We start from the raw sequence: 16,860 nt of genomic DNA, 5'->3' as shown, positions 1-16,860 counted from the left end.
CCGGGAACGCCTGTGTACGGAGCGGTGGGGAATACGGTCTGGGCATGACGTCGCCCCGCTCGTCCGAGACCGGCGCTCCCGGTCCTGACGTGCCACCAGGTACCGACCAGCCGCCGACCGACCAGCCCTCGATCGGCCGGCCCCCGATGGACCAGCCGGAGCCGCCGCCGGGCGCTCCTGACTCACCGCGCCCGCCGCGTTGGCTGCCCCGCGCGCTGTTCATGGCCGTGGTGGCCGTGTTCGTGGCGGTCTTCGCGTGGAACGCCCTGGGTGCCCTCGAAGGGCTGTTCGTGAACGTGCTCATCGCGGTCTTCATCGCGCTGGCCCTCGAACCGGGCACCGTCTGGCTGGTGCGGCACGGGTGGCGCCGGGGTCTGGCCGCCGCTGTCACGCTGCTCGGGTCGCTCGTCGTGGTCATCGTGCTCATGGCCCTGTTCGGCAACCTGTTCGTGCAGCAGCTCGTCGAGCTCGCGCGGTCGGTGCCACGTCTCTATGAGGGCCTGCAGGGCTTCGTCGCCGAACGGTTCGACATCATCGTCCCCGACTCCGGCAACCTGCTGCGGCAGGCGCTCGAGGAGTTCGGTGACGACGTCGCCTCCGGGGCGCTGCTGGTCGGCACGACGGTGGTCGGCGGGCTCCTCGCGACCCTGACGATCCTGCTCGTCTCCTACTACCTGCTGGCAGCCGGCCCGCGGTTCCGTGCCGCGGTGTGCGGCTGGCTGACGCCGGCGCGGCAGCAGGAGATGCTGCACCTGTGGGAGGTCACGCAGGGCAAGGTGTCCGACTACATCGGTTCCCGCGTGGTCCTGGCCGCGGTCTCGACGGTGGTCACGTTCGCGTTCCTCGCGATCCTGCAGACGCCGTACGCGGTGCCGCTCGCGGTCTTCGTCGGCGTGGTGTCACAGTTCGTGCCGACCATCGGCGCCTACCTCGGCGGCGCGCTGCCCACCATGGTCGCCCTGACCGCGCAGGGGTGGCCCCAGGCGCTGGGCGTGCTCGCCTTCGTGATCGCGTACCAGCAGTTCGAGAACCTGTACCTGGCCCCGAAGGTGTCCGCCCGGGCGCTGGAGATGAACGCGGCGGTCAGCCTGCTGGTGGTGCTGGCGTTCGGCGCGGTGTTCGGGGTGCTCGGCGCGTTCCTGGCACTGCCCGTCGCCGCGACGATCCAGGCGGTCGCGACCACCTACTTCCGGCGCCACGAGCTCATCGAGTCGCACATGCTGCGGGACCCGGAGTCGCTGGGGAAGGCGTGACGCCGGGGCGCGTCCCGGGACCAGCCGCAGGACGAAGGGTCAGACGGCGCCGAGCTGGCTGATCAGCTCGTCGGCCATGTCCAGCTTGCGGGCCAGGTCGGCCCGGCGTGCACGGGCAGTGGTGATGAACTCGTCGAGCCGCGCTCGCAGGTCGGCGTCGTCCGGGCCCGTCGTCTGCCCGGCGGCCAGGCGGTCGGCGACGTCGAGCAGATCGGCCATCTGGTCGAGCGAGAACCCGAGGGGCTTCATGCGGCGGACCAGCAGGATGCGGTCGACGTCCGCCTCGGTGTAGAGGCGAAATCCGCCGTCGGTGCGCCCCGACGGGGTGACGAGACCCACCTCGTCCCAGTGCCGGAGGGTGCGCAAGGACAGGCCGGTGCGCTCGGCGACGGAGCCGATATGCATGGTGGTCGACGTGTCCGGGATGCTCATGTTGCAACTCTACCCTTACGTAAGGGTAGAGTTGTCGAAGGCGCCACCCTGTTCGTCCTGGGACCGGCACCGCCCCCTACTCTTCGTACGCAGCGTCGCGTGCTCTGTCCTGTCCAGTCGGACCGGGTCTCGTGACCTCGGTCCTTGGGGCGTGCGCGCCCCGGAGCCCGAAGGAAGCCGCGTGTCACACACTCCTGCCGACCTGCCTGATCCCGCCCCGGCGCCGGTTCCCGTCACCGGCGCTCCGGAGGCGACGGCCTCCGGCTCGTTCCGGGCAGCGTTCAGCTCGGTCCGGACCCTGCGCACCGAGGTTCTCGCGGGTCTCGTGGTGGCACTGGCCCTCATCCCCGAGGCCATCGCGTTCTCGATCATCGCGGGCGTGGATCCGCGGATCGGCCTGTTCGCGTCGTTCACGATGGCCGTCGCCATCTCGTTCCTCGGTGGCCGGCCGGCCATGATCTCGGCGGCGACCGGGGCCATCGCGTTGGTCATCGCGCCGGTGGTTCGGGAGCACGGCATCGAGTACCTGATCGCCACGGTGCTGCTCGGCGGGGTGATCCAGGTGGTCCTGGCCCTGCTCGGCGTCGCGAAGATCATGCGGTTCATCCCGCGGTCGGTGATGGTCGGGTTCGTCAACGCCCTGGCCATCCTCATCTTCCTGTCCCAGGTCACGCACCTGGTCGACGTGCCGTGGATCGTCTACCCGCTGGTCGCCGTCGGCATCGTGATCATGGTGCTGCTGCCGCGCTGGACCAGGGTCGTCCCGGCCCCGCTCGTGGCCATCGTGCTGCTGACGGCCGCCGTCGTCGTCGCGGGCATCAACGTGCCGACCGTCGGTGACGAGGGCGCGCTGCCCGAGTCGCTGCCCAGCCTGCTCTTCCCGAACGTCCCGCTGAACCTCGAGACGCTGCAGATCATCGCGCCGTACGCGCTGGCCATGGCACTGGTCGGCATCCTGGAGTCGCTGCTGACCGCCAAGCTGGTCGACGACGTCACCGACACCCACTCGAACAAGACCCGCGAGGCCTGGGGCCAGGGCGCGGCCAACATCGTCACCGGCTTCTTCGGCGGCATGGGCGGCTGCGCGATGATCGGCCAGACCATGATCAACGTGAAGGCCTCCGGTGCCCGGACGCGGCTCTCGACCTTCCTCGCCGGCGTGTTCCTGCTGATCCTCGTGGTCGGCCTCGGCGACGTCGTGGCGATCATGCCGATGGCGGCGCTGGTCGCCGTGATGATCATGGTCTCCGTCGGCACGTTCGACTGGCACTCGATCCAGCCGTCCACACTGCGTCGCATGCCCAAGTCGGAGACGACGGTCATGGTCGCGACGGTGGTGGTCACCGTCGCCACGCACAACCTGGCCTACGGTGTGATCGTGGGAGTGCTGGTCGCGATGGTGCTGTTCGCCAACCGGGTGGCGCACTTCACGTCGGTCACGCGCCTCGACGCGTCCGACGCCGACGACCGGCGCGTCTACGCCGTCGAGGGCGAGCTCTTCTTCGCCTCGTCCAACGATCTGGTCTACCAGTTCGACTACGCGGGCGACCCCAAGAACATAGTGATCGACATGACCAACGCCCACATCTGGGACGCCTCGACAGTGGCCTCCCTGGACGCGGTGACCACCAAGTACGAGGCCAAGGGCAAGACCGTGACGATCGTCGGTATGAACGACGACTCCGCGGCACGACACCAGCGGCTCGCCGGCAACCTGGGCGCCGGCCACTGACCACAGACGTATCCACAGCGCCGCACCTGCGGCGCGCCACGCTGAGCTCCGGCCCTTCCTGGCGGTCGTCCCACGCCAGGAGGGGCCCAGCTCATTGCAGCTAACCTGTTCCGGAGGGACACCATGCATACCGCACCACGAGAACTCACCCGCCCGCCCGCCGCACCGCCGCAGGGCCTGCGCATCACCCCGCTCGGCGGCATCGGCGAGATCGGCCGCAACATGACGGTCTTCGAGCATGCCGGCAAGCTGCTCGTCGTCGACTGCGGGGTCCTGTTCCCCGAGGAGAGCCAGCCGGGGATCGACGTCATCCTGCCCGACTTCACGAGCCTCGAGAGCCGCCTCGACGACATCGAGGCCATCGTGCTCACGCACGGGCACGAGGACCACATCGGCGGGGTGCCGTACCTGCTCAAGCAGCGGCCGGACATCCCTGTCGTCGGCTCACAGCTCACGCTGGCGTTCCTGTCCGCCAAGCTCACCGAGCACAACATCAAGCCCGTCCTCGTGCACGTCGAGGCCGGCGACCGCCACACGGCCGGTCCGTTCGCGCTCGAGTTCATCGCCGTCAACCACTCGATCCCCGACGGGCTCGCGGTCGTGATCCGGACCCCCGCCGGCGTGGTGCTGCACACCGGCGACTTCCGGATGGACCAGTTCCCGCTCGACGGGCGCCTGACGGACCTGCGCGCCTTCGGCCGCCTGGGCGAGGAGGGACTCGATCTGCTGCTGGTGGACTCCACCAACGCGGAGATCCCGGGCTTCACCATCTCCGAGACGGAGCTGACCCCGGCGATCGACCAGGTCTTCACCACGACGCCAGGGCGCGTCATCGTCTCCAGCTTCGCCAGCCACGTCCACCGCATCCAGCAGGTCCTGGACGCCTCGCACGCCCGCGGCCGCAAGGTCGCGTTCGTCGGCCGGTCGATGGTCCGCAACATGCGGATCGCGCGTGAGCTCGGCTACCTCACCGTCCCGCGCGGACTGGTCATCGACTACGCCAAGACGCGCAACCTGCCCCCCAACAAGGTGACGCTCATCTGCACCGGCTCCCAGGGGGAGCCCATGGCGGCGCTGGCCCGGATGGCGGGCGAGACGCACGAGGTCCGGATCAGCGACGGCGACACCGTCCTGCTCGCCAGCTCGCTGATCCCGGGCAACGAGAGCGCGATCTACGGCATCATCAACAAGCTCACCGACCTGGGCGCGAACGTGGTCCACAAGGGCAACGCGCGCGTCCACGTCTCGGGCCACGCGAGCGCCGGTGAGCTCGTCTACTGCTACAACATCCTGCGCCCGCGCAACGTCATGCCGGTCCACGGCGAGCCCAAGCACCTGCGCGCCAACGGCGCCCTGGCGGAGCGCACGGGGGTGCCCACGGACAACGTCCTGATCGTCCGTGACGGCGTCGTCGTCGACATGGTCGACGGGGTCGCGCGCATCGTCGGCCAGGTGGAGAACGACCTCGTCTACGTCGACGGCCAGACCGTCGGCCACGTCACCGAGGACACCCTGGCCGACCGGCGCAAGCTCAGCGCGGCGGGCGTCCTGACCGTCCTGGCGTTCCTCCGCTCCGGTACCGCGGAGCTCGCCGAGCCTCTCGAGTACCTGCACCGCGGCTCCGTGCACGGCCAGGACAGCCTCGACAACGCCTCGCGCGCCGTCGAGAAGGCGCTGGCGGACGCCACGCGGAACAAGACCACCGCCGGCGACCAGCTCGAGGACATCATCGCGAAGACCGTCGCGCGGTCGCTCGCCCGCAGCTCCCGACGGGAACCGGTGGTCATCGCCGTCGTCCTCGACGCGTGACGGCCGGCCCCGGGCGGGGAACAACCTCGGCGGCCCGACGGGTTGTCGAGGGGTGAGACGCCCGGGGCCGTGGGTAGCGTGGTCCCCGGGACCAGGCCCCGCAGCGAGAGGTGACAGAGATGTCTGACATCGTCGAGAACCCGTTCGTGATCCCGCCGGGAGCGGCCCGGTCCGGGCAGACCCGGATCCGGGCCTTCAGCGAGGGCACCCTGGTGGCCGACGCCGACCCGGCGCTGCTGGTCTGGGAGAACGCGTACTTCCCCCGGTACTTCTTCGCGCCCGAGGATCTGAAGGCAGAGCTGCGCCCGGCAGGCCAGGGCAAGCAGTCCGAGGCGCTCGGGATCAGCGAGGTGTTCGACGTCGTCGTCGGCGACCGCATGCTGAAGGGCGCCGCGCGGAGCTACCCGGAGGCCCCGGACGAGGCCGTCCGGGGCGCGTTCACCCTGGTGTGGTCGGCTTTCGACACCTGGCTCGAGGAAGAAGAGGTGCTGCACACCCACACGCGCAGCCCGTACGTGCGGATCGACGCGCTGCCGTCGAGCCGGCACGTGCGTGTGGTGGCCGGAGGAGAGGTGGTCGCCGAGTCGCGCCGTCCGGTGGTGCTCACCGAGACCGGGCTGGGCCCGCGCTACTACCTGCCCCGGACCGACGTGCGGATGGACCTGCTCACGCCCACCGACACCGTGAGCCACTGCCCGTACAAGGGATCGGCGTCGTACTGGACCCTGAAGGTCGGGGACCTGGAGGTGCCTGACGTGGTCTGGGGCTACGAGACACCCCTGCGCGAGGCGCTGCGGGTGGCCGGGCTGGTCTGCTTCTGGCCGGAGAAGAGCGCCGACCTGGAGCTCTACGTCGACGGGGAGCGGGTCGGCCGGCCGTAGCCGGGTGCCCGGCGGGTTGCTCTTGCCCCTGACGTCAACGTCAGGTCCTAGCGTGCGGGGCATGGACATCAACAACTCAGTCGCCCTCGTCACCGGAGCCAACCGTGGCCTGGGCCGTGCCATCGCCCAGCGCCTTCTCGAGCGGGGCGCACGCAAGGTCTACGCGGCGGCCCGACGGCCCGAGACCGTGGACCTGGCCGGGGTCGAGGCGCTGGCCCTCGACATCACCGACCCCGCGTCGGTGCGCGCGGCGGCGCAGGCCGCCCCGGACGTCTCGCTGCTCGTCAACAACGCCGGGATCCAGACCGGCACCGCTCTGGTGACCGGCTCGTTCGACCTGGTCCGGCACGAGCTGGAGACCAACGTGCTCGGCCACCTGAGCATGATCCAGAGCTTCGCGCCGGCGCTCGCCACGAACGGCGGAGGCGCGATCGTGAACATCCTCTCCGCCATGTCGTGGTTCGGGGTCAACGGCGCGAACACCTACCACCTGACCAAGGCCGCCGCGTGGGCCATGACCAACGGCGTGCGCCTGGAGCTCGCCGAGCAGGGCACGCTCGTGACCGGCGTCCACCTGGGGCTGGCCGACACCGACATGTCGGCCGGCTGGACGGTGGACAAGCTCGCGCCGTCGGACCTGGCCGACGCGGTGCTCGACGGCGTGGAGGCGGGCTCCGCCGAGGTCCTCGCCGACCAGTGGAGCCGGGACATCAAGGCGCGGCTGCCGCTGGCACCGGAGGAGTTCAATGCCGAGATGGCCCGCGCCCTGGGTGCCCTGGCAGCCGCCTGACGGGCCCCGTCAGCGCAGGCGCCGGGCGCGCAGCACAGTGTCGTGGACGTGGTGCGTGCCCTCGGGCGGGGCGGTGGTGCGGAGCCTGCTCTCGTTGACCTCGACTGCCCAGTCGTCGCCGAGGATCCGCGCGATGTCGCCGGGCGCGTAGTAGTCGGCGGGGTCGAAGTCCGGGTGCCGGTACGTGGCCAGGTCGGCCATGTCGTGGCTGCCGACGAGCAGGATGCCGCCGGGCGCCACCACGTCCAGGAGACGGCGCACTGCCGCGTGGCCCGACCTGGTCGGGAGCGGGAAGTACTGGAGGGACACCAGGTCGAACGGGCCGGTGGGCGGTGGCGTGGCGGTGAGATCGGCGTGCTGCCACGTCACCCGTCCTGCCAGTCCCGCTCCGGCGGCCGCGGCAGCGCCGCGGTCCAGTGCGACCTGGGAGATGTCGACGGCGGTCACCTGCCAGCCGCGTCCGGCCAGCCAGAGCGCGTCCCCACCCTCGCCGCAGCCGACGTCGAGCGCCCGGCCCGGCGGGAGATCGGCGGCCTCGGCGACGAGCACCCCGTTGGGGTTTCCGCTGAAGAGCTGGTCCTTGCTGCTGTACCGCTCGTCCCAGTGCTGCGCGCCCATGTGTCCTCGTCCGGTCGGTCGACTGTGTCCCGGTCATGATGCGAGTTCATGTCGACCTGAAGTCAACCGTGTCGTCGGGGACGGGACCGTCAGCAGGGCCGCCGCTGTGCGACGCCGGCGACCACCGCCATCCGGTCGGGTGGCCCGGTGACGTCCTAGTTCGCGGGCCTGCGGGCCGCGAGGCGCTCGATGGTCCCCTTCGTGAACCGGTCCTGCCGCTCGATGTCGAGCCCGGCGGCCCTGACGTGCAGGATCGGACGCCGCCGGAAGTGCTCGTTCTCGACCGGCACGCTGTACAGCTCGGCGGCTGCCTGGAGCAGCCGGACCACGGGCGAGGTGCTGACCACGTGGTCCGCCAGCAGAAGCAGGCCGCCGGGGCGCAGCACCCGCACCATCTCGTCGACGGCGCCCCGGTCGTCGGGCACCGCGCACAGCCCGAAGGTGCAGACCACCGTGTCGAACGAGGCGTCGTCGAACTCGAGCCGCTGGGCGTCGCCGACCCGGAGGTCGACGTCGCGACCCAGGGCGGCCGCCCGCTCGCGGGCGCCGTCGAGCATGGCCGGGCTGAGGTCCATGCCGGTCAGTGTGACCTGTTCGGGATACCGGCCGATGTTCAGGCCGGTGCCGACGGCGACCTCGAGGACCTGCCCCGTGGCCTGGCGGCACACCCAGTCGCGGGTGTCGCCGAGCAGGCGTTCGGCACGGCCCATCTTCCGGTCGTAGCCCGCGGACTGCCGGTCCCAGTGTTGTCGGAGGCGGTCCGTGCTCGGTCGTCTGCTCGGTCGTCGCGCCATGGTGCCCCGCTCACAGGTCGGTGATGTGCCTGGCGACACCGTAGCGGCGGCCGGCAGGAAGAGTCTCTGAAATGGCTCCTCCTGCGTGGCCTCCCGGTGAACCGCCACCGCCGCGAGGCATCAGCTCGGGACGGGGAGTAGCCGGGGCACGACGGCACCCCGGTCGGGTAGCGGCCGTCGACTGTCGGGTAGCAGCCGCCGACTTCGGTCAGTTGCCCTCGCGGGGCTCGGTGACTTCGGTCGGTTGCTTGGCGGGCTTACTGACTTCGGTCGGTTGCTCTGAGATCGGTCAATCAACCGACCGATCTCAGAGCAACCGACCGAAGTCATATGTGCGCGATGCATTGGACCGAAGTCACCGCCGCAGCCCGATATGCCGCCATCCGGTATGCGCTCACCCGACCGGCGTCCACCGGCGTCGACCCGACCGGCGTTCACCCGACCGGCGTTCACCCGACCGGCGTCCACCGGCGTCGACCCGACCGGCGTTCACCCGACCGGCGTCCACCGGCGTTCACCCGACTGGCGTTCACCCGACCGGCGTCCACCCGACGTCCACTCGGCAGGCGTCCACCCACCCGCACGACCGCCGCGGTGCGAGGCGTCTACCCAGCGATTGGGCCCGCAATCGCGCGAGGTTCGGGCCCAATCGCTGGGTAGAAGCGGACTTTGGCGCGGCCGACCCTCGCCGACACAGGCCGCAGCCTCATCGAGCTCGGGATCGTGCGGTCACGCTCCTAACCGGCCTCGGCGGGGGCGCGGGTAGCCCGTCGCCTGCCCGAGGTGGGTAGACCGGCGGACGCCAGGAGGGCCAGCTTGTCCGCGTCGTCGGACCCGGCGTCCGGGTGGAACACCACCAGCATCAGGCCCTCGGTCCCGCTGATCTCCAGTCGTTCCCGGTTGAGGGTCAGCCCGCCGACCTGGGGGTGGTCGAGCCGGATCAGCCCGCCGCGCTGTCCGCGCACCTCGTGGCGGGCCCAGAGCTGCCGGAACAGAGGGCTGCCCAGCGAGAGCTCACCGACCAGGTCGATGAAGCGAGGGTCGTCGATGTCGGTGCCCACCGCCTGGCGCAGGTTGGCGATGAAGCACTCCGTGTAGTCGGTCCACCCGGGGTAGAGGGCCTGCTCGGCCGGGTCGAGGAACATGTCCCGCAGCTGGTTGCTCCCGGCGGCGAGGCGGGGGGAGAGTGCCCTGGCCAGGTCGTTCGAGGCCAGGACGTCGAAGTACCGGTCCTCGATGAAGGCGGGCTGGGCGAGGGAGTCCAGGAGCTTGAGCGCCCCGGCCGGCACGGTCTCCGCGCGCGCCCGCCGCCTGTGCCGCCGGGGCGCTTCCACGACCAGCGACAGCAGGTACGCGAGATGGTCGTCGTCGAGCTGGAGCACCCGCGCTATCGAGTCGAGCACCTGTACCGACGGGTTGCGGTCCCGGCCCCGCTCCAGCCGCAGGTAGTAGTCGGCGCTGATCCCGGCGAGCATGGCGACCTCCTCGCGGCGCAGCCCGGGAACGCGCCGCACGCCCACATCGGGGATGCCGGCCTGCTGCGGGGTCACCAGCTCGCGTCGAGCACGCAGGTAGGCGCCGAGGGTGTTCGGGTTGTTGCTCACGAGATCAACCTATGGCGCCGGGCCGCATACAGCGGGGGCCCTGCCACACCCCAGGCTCGCGGGGGCTCTGGTCGAGGCGGGTGGCTGTCCATAGCGTTTCCAACGGCCCCATCGGGCCAGGAATTTCGACGAGGGAGACGCATGACCGTCACATTGATCACCGGTGCCAACAAGGGCATCGGCTACGAGACCGCCCGCCAGCTCCTGGAGCTGGGCCACACCGTCTACATCGGGGCGCGGGACGTCGAGCGGGGTGAGAAGGCGGCGGCCACGCTGGGCGCGCGGTTCGTACAGCTCGACGTGACCGACGACGCCTCGGTCGCCGGCGCGCTGGCGACCATCGCAGAGGCCGAAGGGGTGCTGGACGTGCTCGTCCACAACGCCGGGATTCTGGCGGACGGGCCCGTGGACGGCCCGGCGGCCCTGCGGGCCTTCGACACCAACGCGGTAGGCCTGGTGCGGGTCACCGAGGCGGCACTGCCCTTGCTGCACAAGTCCTCGAAGGCCGTCGTGGTGACCGTCTCGAGCAGCATGGGCTCGTTCTGGGCGGTGACCAATCCCGACCGTCCCGAGTCCGGCATACCGCTCGCGCTCTACGCAGCGTCCAAGGCGGCGGCGACCATGCTGACCGTGCAGTACTCGAAGTCCCAGCCGGACATCACGTTCAACGCGCTCGAACCCGGGGCGACCGCGACGGACATGACCGCGGCCTTCGGCATCGGCAGGCCGGTGGAGGAGAGTGCGCGGACCGTCGTGCGCCTGGCGACCCTCGGCCCGGACGGGCCTTCCGGCACCTTCCAGGACGAGAACGGGGTGCTGCCCTGGTAGCAGCCAGGGCGAGGCCTGCCACCGGACAATCGCTTTCCTGGACGAGGGAGGGCTGTCAGGGTCCCCGGGTGAGCGATTCCCGACGTGATCTGTTGCGCTGGCAGTTCGACTTCACCTGGTCGCTGTTCGAGTACCACCTGGAGCGCCTGGAGCCCGCGGACTTCCTGTGGGAGCCCGCGGCCCTCTGCTGGACGGTGCGCCCGGGCGCCGACGGCGCCTGGGTGCCGGACTGGGCGGACACGGAACCCGATCCGGTTCCCGTGCCCACCATCGCCACGGCTGCATCGGGATGACCGCGTGCGACGGATCGCGCAAGAGCATCTGACGAGCCGCTGACGGGCCCCTGACGAGCACGGACGCACGATCAGCCGCACGGTCGGCAGGGCCGGCTCGGGCGCTCGTCGAGGACGAGTTCGCCGAGGCGGCCCCACAGGCCACTTTCAGCAGCGATACTTAACAGGTGACTACGTCCAGCGAGACCCCTGCACTGGCAGGAGCAGAGATCCCGGTAGAGCTCCTCTTCCGGGTTCCATACGGCAAGGTCCTGCACGGCAAGGACTGCCAGCACCTGTCCGAGGATCGTCTGGCTTCCCTGCAGCCTGCGACCGACCTCGACAGGCAGAAGTTCAAGGTGTGCAAGACGTGCCTCGTGGCCCTCTCGGGCACCAGCCGCGACGACTTCGACTCGTTCGAGGCCGCGCTCGAGGCGCTGCCGATCCCGCAAGTGCACCGCCCGGCGATGCGCGAGATCGCCGAGGGGCTCGACAAGACCCGCATCTGGATCCCCTCGTCCCGCTCGTACGTGGCGGTCTCGGCCGGCCCCGGTCAAGAGGCGAGCGCCTTCTTCAACAAGGGCTTCGTCGACCTGCAGCAGGACGGCGGCGGGTACAAGCGCGTCCTGATGGCCGGGTTCTCCGGAACGCAGACCAACACCTTCGCGCACGCGCCCGACGCCGCCCCGGCGAGCTGCCCGGGCTGCTACATGCAGCTGCCCGCGACCGGCCGCTGTGACGCCTGCGACTGACCGTCGCGCGTCCGGTGGTGAACGAGCCGGTGGGCTCCCGCGTCTGCGGGAGCCCACCGGCTCGTTGTTTCCTTCCGGCTACCGGGGTGTCTGCGCGAGAGCCGCTGTGGTGTCGGCGGTGACCAGGTCGGCGTTGATGTGGGCGCCGGCCATCGCACCGGCCGCCGCAGAGGCTCCGACCTGGGCCGAAGCCTCGGTCGCGTTGCCTGCCACCCAGACACCCGGTACCTCGGTGGTCCCGGCCATCCCGGTCACGACGTGCCGGCCCATGCCGAGGGGCAGGTCCTGCATGGGCAGCCCCAGATCCTCCAGGCCGTCGGTGCGCGCCAGCATGGTGGTCGCGACGGAGAGGACCCTCCGGGCCACGAGTTGGCCGTCCGCGAGCCGCACGCCGGCGATGCCCCCGTCGTCCTCGGCCACGACCTGGTCGACGGCGTCGTCGACGACCCGGATACCGCGTGCCGCGAAGCGCGCCCGGGTGTCGTCGTCCAGCGTGGTGCCACGCGTGAAGTAGACGAGGTCGTCGGTGAGCTGGCGGAACAGGAGCGCCTGGTGGACCGACGCCGGCCCGGTCGCGATGACGCCGATCGGCTCGTCGCGGACCTCCCAACCGTGGCAGTAGGGGCAGTGCACCACGCTGTGGCCCCAGTGCTCGGCCAGGCCCGGGATGTCGGGCAGGACGTCACGCAGGCCGGTGGCCACCAGGAGCCGGCGCGCGTGCAGCGTGGTGCCGTCGGCCAGGGTGACGGTGAAGCGCGGGTCGCCGTCGGCGGACGGGTCCGCCGGGGCGGCCTTGATCACCTCGCCGGTCCGTACCGAGCCGCCGTAGCCGCGGACCTCCGCACGCCCTCGTTCCAGGAGCTCGGACGGCGGAACGCCGTCGTGGCCCAGCAGGCCGTGCACGCCCTCGGCCGGCGCGTTGCGGGGCGTGCCGCTGTCGATCACGACGACCGAGCGGCGTGAGCGCGCCAGCATGAGGGCGCCGTTCAGGCCGGCGGCGCCACCGCCGATCACCACGGCGTCGATCGGCTCCGCCGGCAGCTCGCGGGCGGTGTGTTCGGGTGCGGGGCTCGTGGCAGACATGGGTGTCGTTTCCTTCCGTAGCGGCCCGGAGGTCGAGGGCCGGACACGGACGACGTTAGCCTGGTGTTGCGGCACAGACATGCGGTCTTGCTTAAGACGCAAGAAAATGACAGGCTGGACGGCCTCGTACGCAAACGCATCCGCGCCCTGCGGGTGGGGCGGACCGGTCAGCCGCCGGGGGGCGGGTGCGCAAATGAGGGGGACGCCGGTGCCGGACCGGTCCTAGGCTCCCACGCGTGATCGTGACCGAGCTCGACGGAATTCCCGTGCGTCTCCGCGCACCGCACGACCTGTCCTTCCTGGCGCGCTGGGGCACCGTGTTCGCCGTGCTCGACCAGCAGGACTCGGGCAACCTCTGCTTCGGCGTCGACGGACGCGCCGGCAGGGTGTTCGTCAAGTACGCGGGCGCACCGACCGAGCGGTACGACGGCGCCGCCGAGACGGCGGTGGCGAACCTCCGCCGCTCGGCCGAGGTCTACCGTGCCCTCGCGCACCCGTCCCTGGTGACGCTGCGCGAGGCCGCCGACGTCGGTGGCGGGCACGCCCTCGTGTTCGACTGGACCGACGCGACGCCGGTCGGTCGGCAGTACGAGCGGTCGCACGTCGTGCGGTCCCTCGGACTGACGGCGCGGGCTGCTGCCGTGCAGCAGATCTACGACTTCCACGTGCACGCTGCAGGGCACGGCTGGGTGGCGATCGATCTGTACGACGGTTCGGTGATGCTCGACGCCAACAGCGGGCGGGTCGTCCTGTGCGACCTCGACCTCTACGAACGCGGCCCAGCGGTCAACCGGATGGGACGGATGTGGGGCTCGACCCGGTTCATGTCGCCCGAGGAGTACCAGCTCGGCGCGCCCATCGACGAGGTCACCAACATCTTCGCGCTCGGGGCGCTGGCACATACGTTCCTGGGCGACGACGCGACCAAGTCACGCGAGGCCTGGGTAGGTTCCGACGCGCTGTTCGAGGTGGCCGCCCGGGCCATGGCGCCGGTGCGGGAGGCGCGGTGGCAGTCGGTCGAGGCACTGGCGGAGGCGTGGCGTGACGCGGAACCGCCCCGCGGGCTGCCGCGGTGACTCTACGAATACGGAGTGTGTTGCTCTGCGTAGACGATGTCTACCGTGAGTGACAGAGCTGGAATTCGTACTGTCATCCCCGGCCCGCGCTCCGGAGCCACCCGCGTGCCGGCAGCACAATGAGGTCATGAGCCAGCCCCGCCGTCCCGCGCGCCCCGCCCTCTCCACCAACAGCGAGGGCGACAAGGAGGAGTTCGCCGAGCGGCTCCGCGAACGCGTCTACGTCACGTTCGCCACGCTCGCCGTCATCCTCACGCTGCTGGCCCATGCGCACGGGCTCACCGCCGGGGTCGCCGCCGGGTCACTGACGATCACCGCCGTCGGCACGGTCGCCGCAGCCTGGCTCGCCGAGCTCATCGCGCACCTGGCGGCACACGGCGGTTTTCCCGACCGGAACCACCTGGGTGCGATGACACGCACGAGTGGCGGCGCCCTCGCGACTCTCGTCATCCCGCTGCTCGCCCTGCTGGCCGCCGGCCTCGGGTGGTGGGAGGTGACGACGGCGCTGCGGGTCGGCGTCGGCGCGCTGATCGTGTCGCTCGTGCTCATCGCCTGGCTCGGCGTCCGTCGCTCCGCGTTGCCCTGGCCCGCCCGGATCCTGGCTCTGGGCGTGCTCGCCGCGCTCGCCGTCGGCGTCGTCGCGCTGAAGCTGCTCGCGCACGGCTGAAGGGCTCGCACCCGACGGCGGCCGACGGGGTGTCGCACGTGCCACAGCGTCCGAAATCCGCTAGCAGCCTGGCCACGGCGCGAGCGAGGATCAGCCCGTGACATCCTCCCCACGCTCCGGTGCGCTCGAATTCTGGTCGGAGCTGCCCCGCGACGGCCGCTGGCTCCTGTCCACCGTGGTGGTGCAGTTCTTCGGCCGCGGCCTGACGCTCCCGTTCACGATCATCTACCTGCACGAGGTGCGCGGCTTCTCTCTCGGCCTGTCCGGCACGCTCATGGGCCTGATCGCGGTGGTCGGCCTGCTCGTCACCGGGCCGGCAGGCGCGCTCGTCGACCGGTACGGCGCCCGGCGCGTCATGCTCACCGGGCTGTTCTTCGCCGTCGCCGGCTACTCGGTGCTCGCGTTCGCCACCGTCCCCGCCGTCGCCGCCCTGGGACTCGCGCTGTTCGGCGTCCAGCTCGGCGTCGGCTGGCCGTCGGTCAACGCGATCGTCGCCACCGTCGTCGAGGGTGACCTGCGGCAGCGGTACTACGGCGTGAACTTCGCGCTGCTCAACCTGGGCGTCGGAGTCGGCGGCGTCGTGGGCGGCCTCGTGGTCGACGTCGAGCGGCCCGCCACGTTCGTCATGGCGTTCCTCGTCAACGCGGCGACGTTCGTGGTCCCCGTCTTCGTGCTCATGGGGCCGCTGCGGCACCTGCACGGGCGCGTCGACCGGCCGGCCGAGGACGGCGGCGCGGCAGAGGGCTACCTGAGCATCCTGCGCCGGCCCGAGGTGCTCTGGCTGTCGGGGCTCGGGCTGCTTGCGGCGTTCGTGGGATACGGGCAGATGGAGGGCGGGTTCCCCGCCTTCGCACGCCTGGTGGCCGAGGTCTCGACCCGCACCATCGGCTTCGCGTTCGTGGTGAACACGGTGGTGATCGTGGCGCTCCAGTTCTGGGTGATGAACCGGGTGCGCGGACGCCGTCGTACGCGGGCGCTCGCGTTGATGGCCGTGGTGTGGGTGGCGGCGTGGCTGCTGCTGGGCGTCGCGGGAATGGTGCCCGGTGGCATGGCGGCCGTGGTGATCGTCCTGGTGTTCCACGCCTTCTTCGGGCTGGGGGAGACCCTCATGCAGTCCGCGCTGCCGGCCCTGACGAACGACATGGCGCCCGCGCACCTGCGCGGCCGGTACAACGCGATCAGCTCCGGCGCGTTCCAGGGCGGCACCATCGCAGGCCCGGTGGTCGCGGGTCTGCTGCTGGAGCGTGGATGGGCCGGTGGTTTCATCGGCGTGATGGTGGCCGGTTGCCTCGGGATCGCCGCGGTGGCGTTCGCGCTCGGACGCCGCGTCTCACCTGAGGTGGAGGGCGTTCGGCCCGATCCGGTGGAGTCGACGCAGGCCTGATGCAAGCCGCTGGCTCCGCGGGTAGCTATCAGTAGATCACGATAACCTGATATCGTGTCCTGGGATGTTGAGTTCGATGAGGCGGTGTTCGTGTGGCTGACCGATCTGGAGGAGGAGTCGTTCGTCCAAGTTCGCGCTGCGATCAACGTGCTGCGTGACCGAGGTCCCCAGTTGGGCCGCCCTTTGGTCGACTCCGTGACGGGATCCCGGCACAAGAACATGAAGGAGTTGCGGCCCGGGTCTGCGGGCCGGAGCGAACTTCGAGTGCTGTTCGCGTTCGACCCAGCGCGTTCTGCGATCCTTCTGGTGGCCGGGGACAAAGCCGGGCGGTGGCAGGATTGGTACAGATCGGCGATCCCGTTGGCCGACGATCGCTACGACAGCCACCTCAAGGCGCTGACGAAGAAGCTTGACGACGGCGGAGCAGGAACAGGAGGGGAGCGATGACCAGGAGTCTCGACGACCTTGACCGGGCCCGCCCGGTCGATCCGGAGAAGGTTGCTGCCGCTGAGGAGCGGCTGCTGGCCCGTCAGCGAGCCTGGCAGCTGCGAGAGCTGCGTACCCAGCAGGAACTGACGCAGGCGGAGCTCGCCGAACGGATGCACGTTGGGCAGAACCGGGTTTCACAGATCGAGTCGGGCGGAGCGGAGTCGACCCGTCTGGACACACTGCGCCGTTATGCCCAAGCCCTGGGCGGCACGCTGAGTGTCGAGGTCACTATCGGTGACACCCGTTACATCGTCGCCTGATCACACCGTTTTGCAGGCACGGTCCGCGGCCGAGGTCGATGCGCGGCTGCGCGCCGAACGCTCCGGTCACGAGGGGCGGGAGCGCCCCGCCGATACTGGCACCGCCGGGTACCACCCTGTCGCCTGGGTCGCCCCA

Annotated in this window: 18 protein-coding genes; 13 read left to right on the top strand and 5 right to left on the bottom strand. The window is 70.7% G+C overall.

Annotated elements, in window-relative coordinates; all coding sequences use genetic code 11:
- Positions 1–44: 44 nt before the first annotated feature.
- Positions 45–1,253, top strand: a complete 1,209-nt coding sequence (locus LUU90_RS06520; protein WP_275002540.1) for an AI-2E family transporter — start codon at positions 45–47, stop codon at positions 1,251–1,253.
- Between the two features lie 39 nt (positions 1,254–1,292).
- Here LUU90_RS06520 and LUU90_RS06515 read toward each other — a convergent pair whose 3' ends face one another.
- Positions 1,293–1,685 (bottom strand): MerR family transcriptional regulator, encoded by a 393-nt coding sequence (locus LUU90_RS06515; RefSeq protein ID WP_275002539.1) that lies wholly within the window; start codon positions 1,683–1,685, stop codon positions 1,293–1,295.
- Positions 1,686–1,866: 181 nt separating this feature from the next.
- Between LUU90_RS06515 and LUU90_RS06510 the strand changes: the two genes are divergently transcribed.
- From LUU90_RS06510 to LUU90_RS06495, 4 genes are all read left to right on the top strand, one after another.
- Positions 1,867–3,417, top strand: a complete 1,551-nt coding sequence (locus tag LUU90_RS06510) for a SulP family inorganic anion transporter (RefSeq protein ID WP_275002538.1) — start codon at positions 1,867–1,869, stop codon at positions 3,415–3,417.
- 123 nt (positions 3,418–3,540) lie between these two features.
- Complete coding sequence (locus LUU90_RS06505) at positions 3,541–5,226, top strand: ribonuclease J (protein ID WP_275002537.1); 1,686 nt, start codon at positions 3,541–3,543, stop codon at positions 5,224–5,226.
- A 119-nt stretch (positions 5,227–5,345) separates the two neighbouring features.
- Positions 5,346–6,107: a DUF427 domain-containing protein gene (locus LUU90_RS06500; RefSeq protein ID WP_275002536.1), complete on the top strand. Its 762-nt coding sequence runs from the start codon at positions 5,346–5,348 to the stop codon at positions 6,105–6,107.
- A 61-nt stretch (positions 6,108–6,168) separates the two neighbouring features.
- Positions 6,169–6,897, top strand: a complete 729-nt coding sequence (locus LUU90_RS06495; RefSeq protein WP_275002535.1) for an SDR family oxidoreductase — start codon at positions 6,169–6,171, stop codon at positions 6,895–6,897.
- A 9-nt stretch (positions 6,898–6,906) separates the two neighbouring features.
- Here LUU90_RS06495 and LUU90_RS06490 read toward each other — a convergent pair whose 3' ends face one another.
- The 3 genes from LUU90_RS06490 to LUU90_RS06480 all read right to left on the bottom strand — a co-directional run bounded on the left by LUU90_RS06490 (position 6,907) and on the right by LUU90_RS06480 (position 9,913).
- Positions 6,907–7,515, bottom strand: a complete 609-nt coding sequence (locus LUU90_RS06490; RefSeq protein WP_275002534.1) for a class I SAM-dependent methyltransferase — start codon at positions 7,513–7,515, stop codon at positions 6,907–6,909.
- A gap of 155 nt (positions 7,516–7,670) precedes the next feature.
- Positions 7,671–8,225, bottom strand: a complete 555-nt coding sequence (locus tag LUU90_RS06485) for a class I SAM-dependent methyltransferase (RefSeq protein ID WP_275002533.1) — start codon at positions 8,223–8,225, stop codon at positions 7,671–7,673.
- A gap of 821 nt (positions 8,226–9,046) precedes the next feature.
- Positions 9,047–9,913, bottom strand: coding sequence for a helix-turn-helix domain-containing protein (locus tag LUU90_RS06480; protein ID WP_275002532.1), 867 nt, complete (start codon positions 9,911–9,913; stop codon positions 9,047–9,049).
- A 141-nt stretch (positions 9,914–10,054) separates the two neighbouring features.
- Between LUU90_RS06480 and LUU90_RS06475 the strand changes: the two genes are divergently transcribed.
- From LUU90_RS06475 to LUU90_RS06465, 3 genes are all read left to right on the top strand, one after another.
- A complete protein-coding gene (locus LUU90_RS06475; protein WP_275002531.1) occupies positions 10,055–10,741 on the top strand; it encodes an SDR family NAD(P)-dependent oxidoreductase in 687 nt (228 codons plus the stop codon).
- A 68-nt stretch (positions 10,742–10,809) separates the two neighbouring features.
- On the top strand, positions 10,810–11,034 hold the full coding sequence (locus LUU90_RS06470; RefSeq protein WP_275002530.1) for a hypothetical protein: 225 nt from the start codon (positions 10,810–10,812) through the stop codon (positions 11,032–11,034).
- Positions 11,035–11,201: 167 nt separating this feature from the next.
- Positions 11,202–11,765, top strand: a complete 564-nt coding sequence (locus LUU90_RS06465) for a hypothetical protein (protein WP_275002529.1) — start codon at positions 11,202–11,204, stop codon at positions 11,763–11,765.
- A 78-nt stretch (positions 11,766–11,843) separates the two neighbouring features.
- Here LUU90_RS06465 and LUU90_RS06460 read toward each other — a convergent pair whose 3' ends face one another.
- Complete coding sequence (locus LUU90_RS06460) at positions 11,844–12,848, bottom strand: NAD(P)/FAD-dependent oxidoreductase (RefSeq protein ID WP_275002528.1); 1,005 nt, start codon at positions 12,846–12,848, stop codon at positions 11,844–11,846.
- Between the two features lie 236 nt (positions 12,849–13,084).
- Between LUU90_RS06460 and LUU90_RS06455 the strand changes: the two genes are divergently transcribed.
- The 5 genes from LUU90_RS06455 to LUU90_RS06435 all read left to right on the top strand — a co-directional run bounded on the left by LUU90_RS06455 (position 13,085) and on the right by LUU90_RS06435 (position 16,724).
- Positions 13,085–13,924: a hypothetical protein gene (locus LUU90_RS06455; RefSeq protein WP_275002526.1), complete on the top strand. Its 840-nt coding sequence runs from the start codon at positions 13,085–13,087 to the stop codon at positions 13,922–13,924.
- Between the two features lie 127 nt (positions 13,925–14,051).
- The gene (locus tag LUU90_RS06450) at positions 14,052–14,591 is read left to right on the top strand and encodes a hypothetical protein (RefSeq protein ID WP_275002525.1); all 540 of its coding nucleotides are present in this window, start codon (positions 14,052–14,054) and stop codon (positions 14,589–14,591) included.
- Between the two features lie 97 nt (positions 14,592–14,688).
- Entirely contained in the window at positions 14,689–15,975 is a 1,287-nt protein-coding gene (locus tag LUU90_RS06445) for an MFS transporter (protein ID WP_275002524.1), read from the top strand.
- Between the two features lie 54 nt (positions 15,976–16,029).
- Complete coding sequence (locus tag LUU90_RS06440; protein ID WP_275002523.1) at positions 16,030–16,422, top strand: type II toxin-antitoxin system RelE/ParE family toxin; 393 nt, start codon at positions 16,030–16,032, stop codon at positions 16,420–16,422.
- Complete coding sequence (locus LUU90_RS06435; protein ID WP_275002522.1) at positions 16,419–16,724, top strand: helix-turn-helix domain-containing protein; 306 nt, start codon at positions 16,419–16,421, stop codon at positions 16,722–16,724. The genes LUU90_RS06440 and LUU90_RS06435 overlap by 4 nt, the downstream gene beginning before the upstream one ends.
- Positions 16,725–16,860 lie beyond the last annotated feature (136 nt).

The sequence above is a fragment of the Promicromonospora iranensis genome (assembly GCF_028994775.1).
GTDB classification, from domain to species: domain Bacteria; phylum Actinomycetota; class Actinomycetes; order Actinomycetales; family Cellulomonadaceae; genus Promicromonospora; species Promicromonospora iranensis_A.
Note: the sequence above shows the minus strand (reverse complement) of the source record. Positions and strands in the feature narration are given on the sequence as shown.

What these genes read in the sequence shown, in the direction of transcription:
- LUU90_RS06520 (WP_275002540.1), top strand. Translation starts at nt 45, where the DNA reads ATGACGTCGCCCCGCTCGTCCGAGACCGGCGCTCCCGGTCCTGACGTG.
- LUU90_RS06515 (WP_275002539.1), bottom strand. Translation starts at nt 1,685, where the DNA reads ATGAGCATCCCGGACACGTCGACCACCATGCATATCGGCTCCGTCGCC.
- LUU90_RS06505 (WP_275002537.1), top strand. Translation starts at nt 3,541, where the DNA reads ATGCATACCGCACCACGAGAACTCACCCGCCCGCCCGCCGCACCGCCG.
- LUU90_RS06500 (WP_275002536.1), top strand. Translation starts at nt 5,346, where the DNA reads ATGTCTGACATCGTCGAGAACCCGTTCGTGATCCCGCCGGGAGCGGCC.
- LUU90_RS06495 (WP_275002535.1), top strand. Translation starts at nt 6,169, where the DNA reads ATGGACATCAACAACTCAGTCGCCCTCGTCACCGGAGCCAACCGTGGC.
- LUU90_RS06490 (WP_275002534.1), bottom strand. Translation starts at nt 7,515, where the DNA reads ATGGGCGCGCAGCACTGGGACGAGCGGTACAGCAGCAAGGACCAGCTC.
- LUU90_RS06485 (WP_275002533.1), bottom strand. Translation starts at nt 8,225, where the DNA reads ATGGGCCGTGCCGAACGCCTGCTCGGCGACACCCGCGACTGGGTGTGC.
- LUU90_RS06475 (WP_275002531.1), top strand. Translation starts at nt 10,055, where the DNA reads ATGACCGTCACATTGATCACCGGTGCCAACAAGGGCATCGGCTACGAG.
- LUU90_RS06460 (WP_275002528.1), bottom strand. Translation starts at nt 12,848, where the DNA reads ATGTCTGCCACGAGCCCCGCACCCGAACACACCGCCCGCGAGCTGCCG.
- LUU90_RS06450 (WP_275002525.1), top strand. Translation starts at nt 14,052, where the DNA reads ATGAGCCAGCCCCGCCGTCCCGCGCGCCCCGCCCTCTCCACCAACAGC.
- LUU90_RS06435 (WP_275002522.1), top strand. Translation starts at nt 16,419, where the DNA reads ATGACCAGGAGTCTCGACGACCTTGACCGGGCCCGCCCGGTCGATCCG.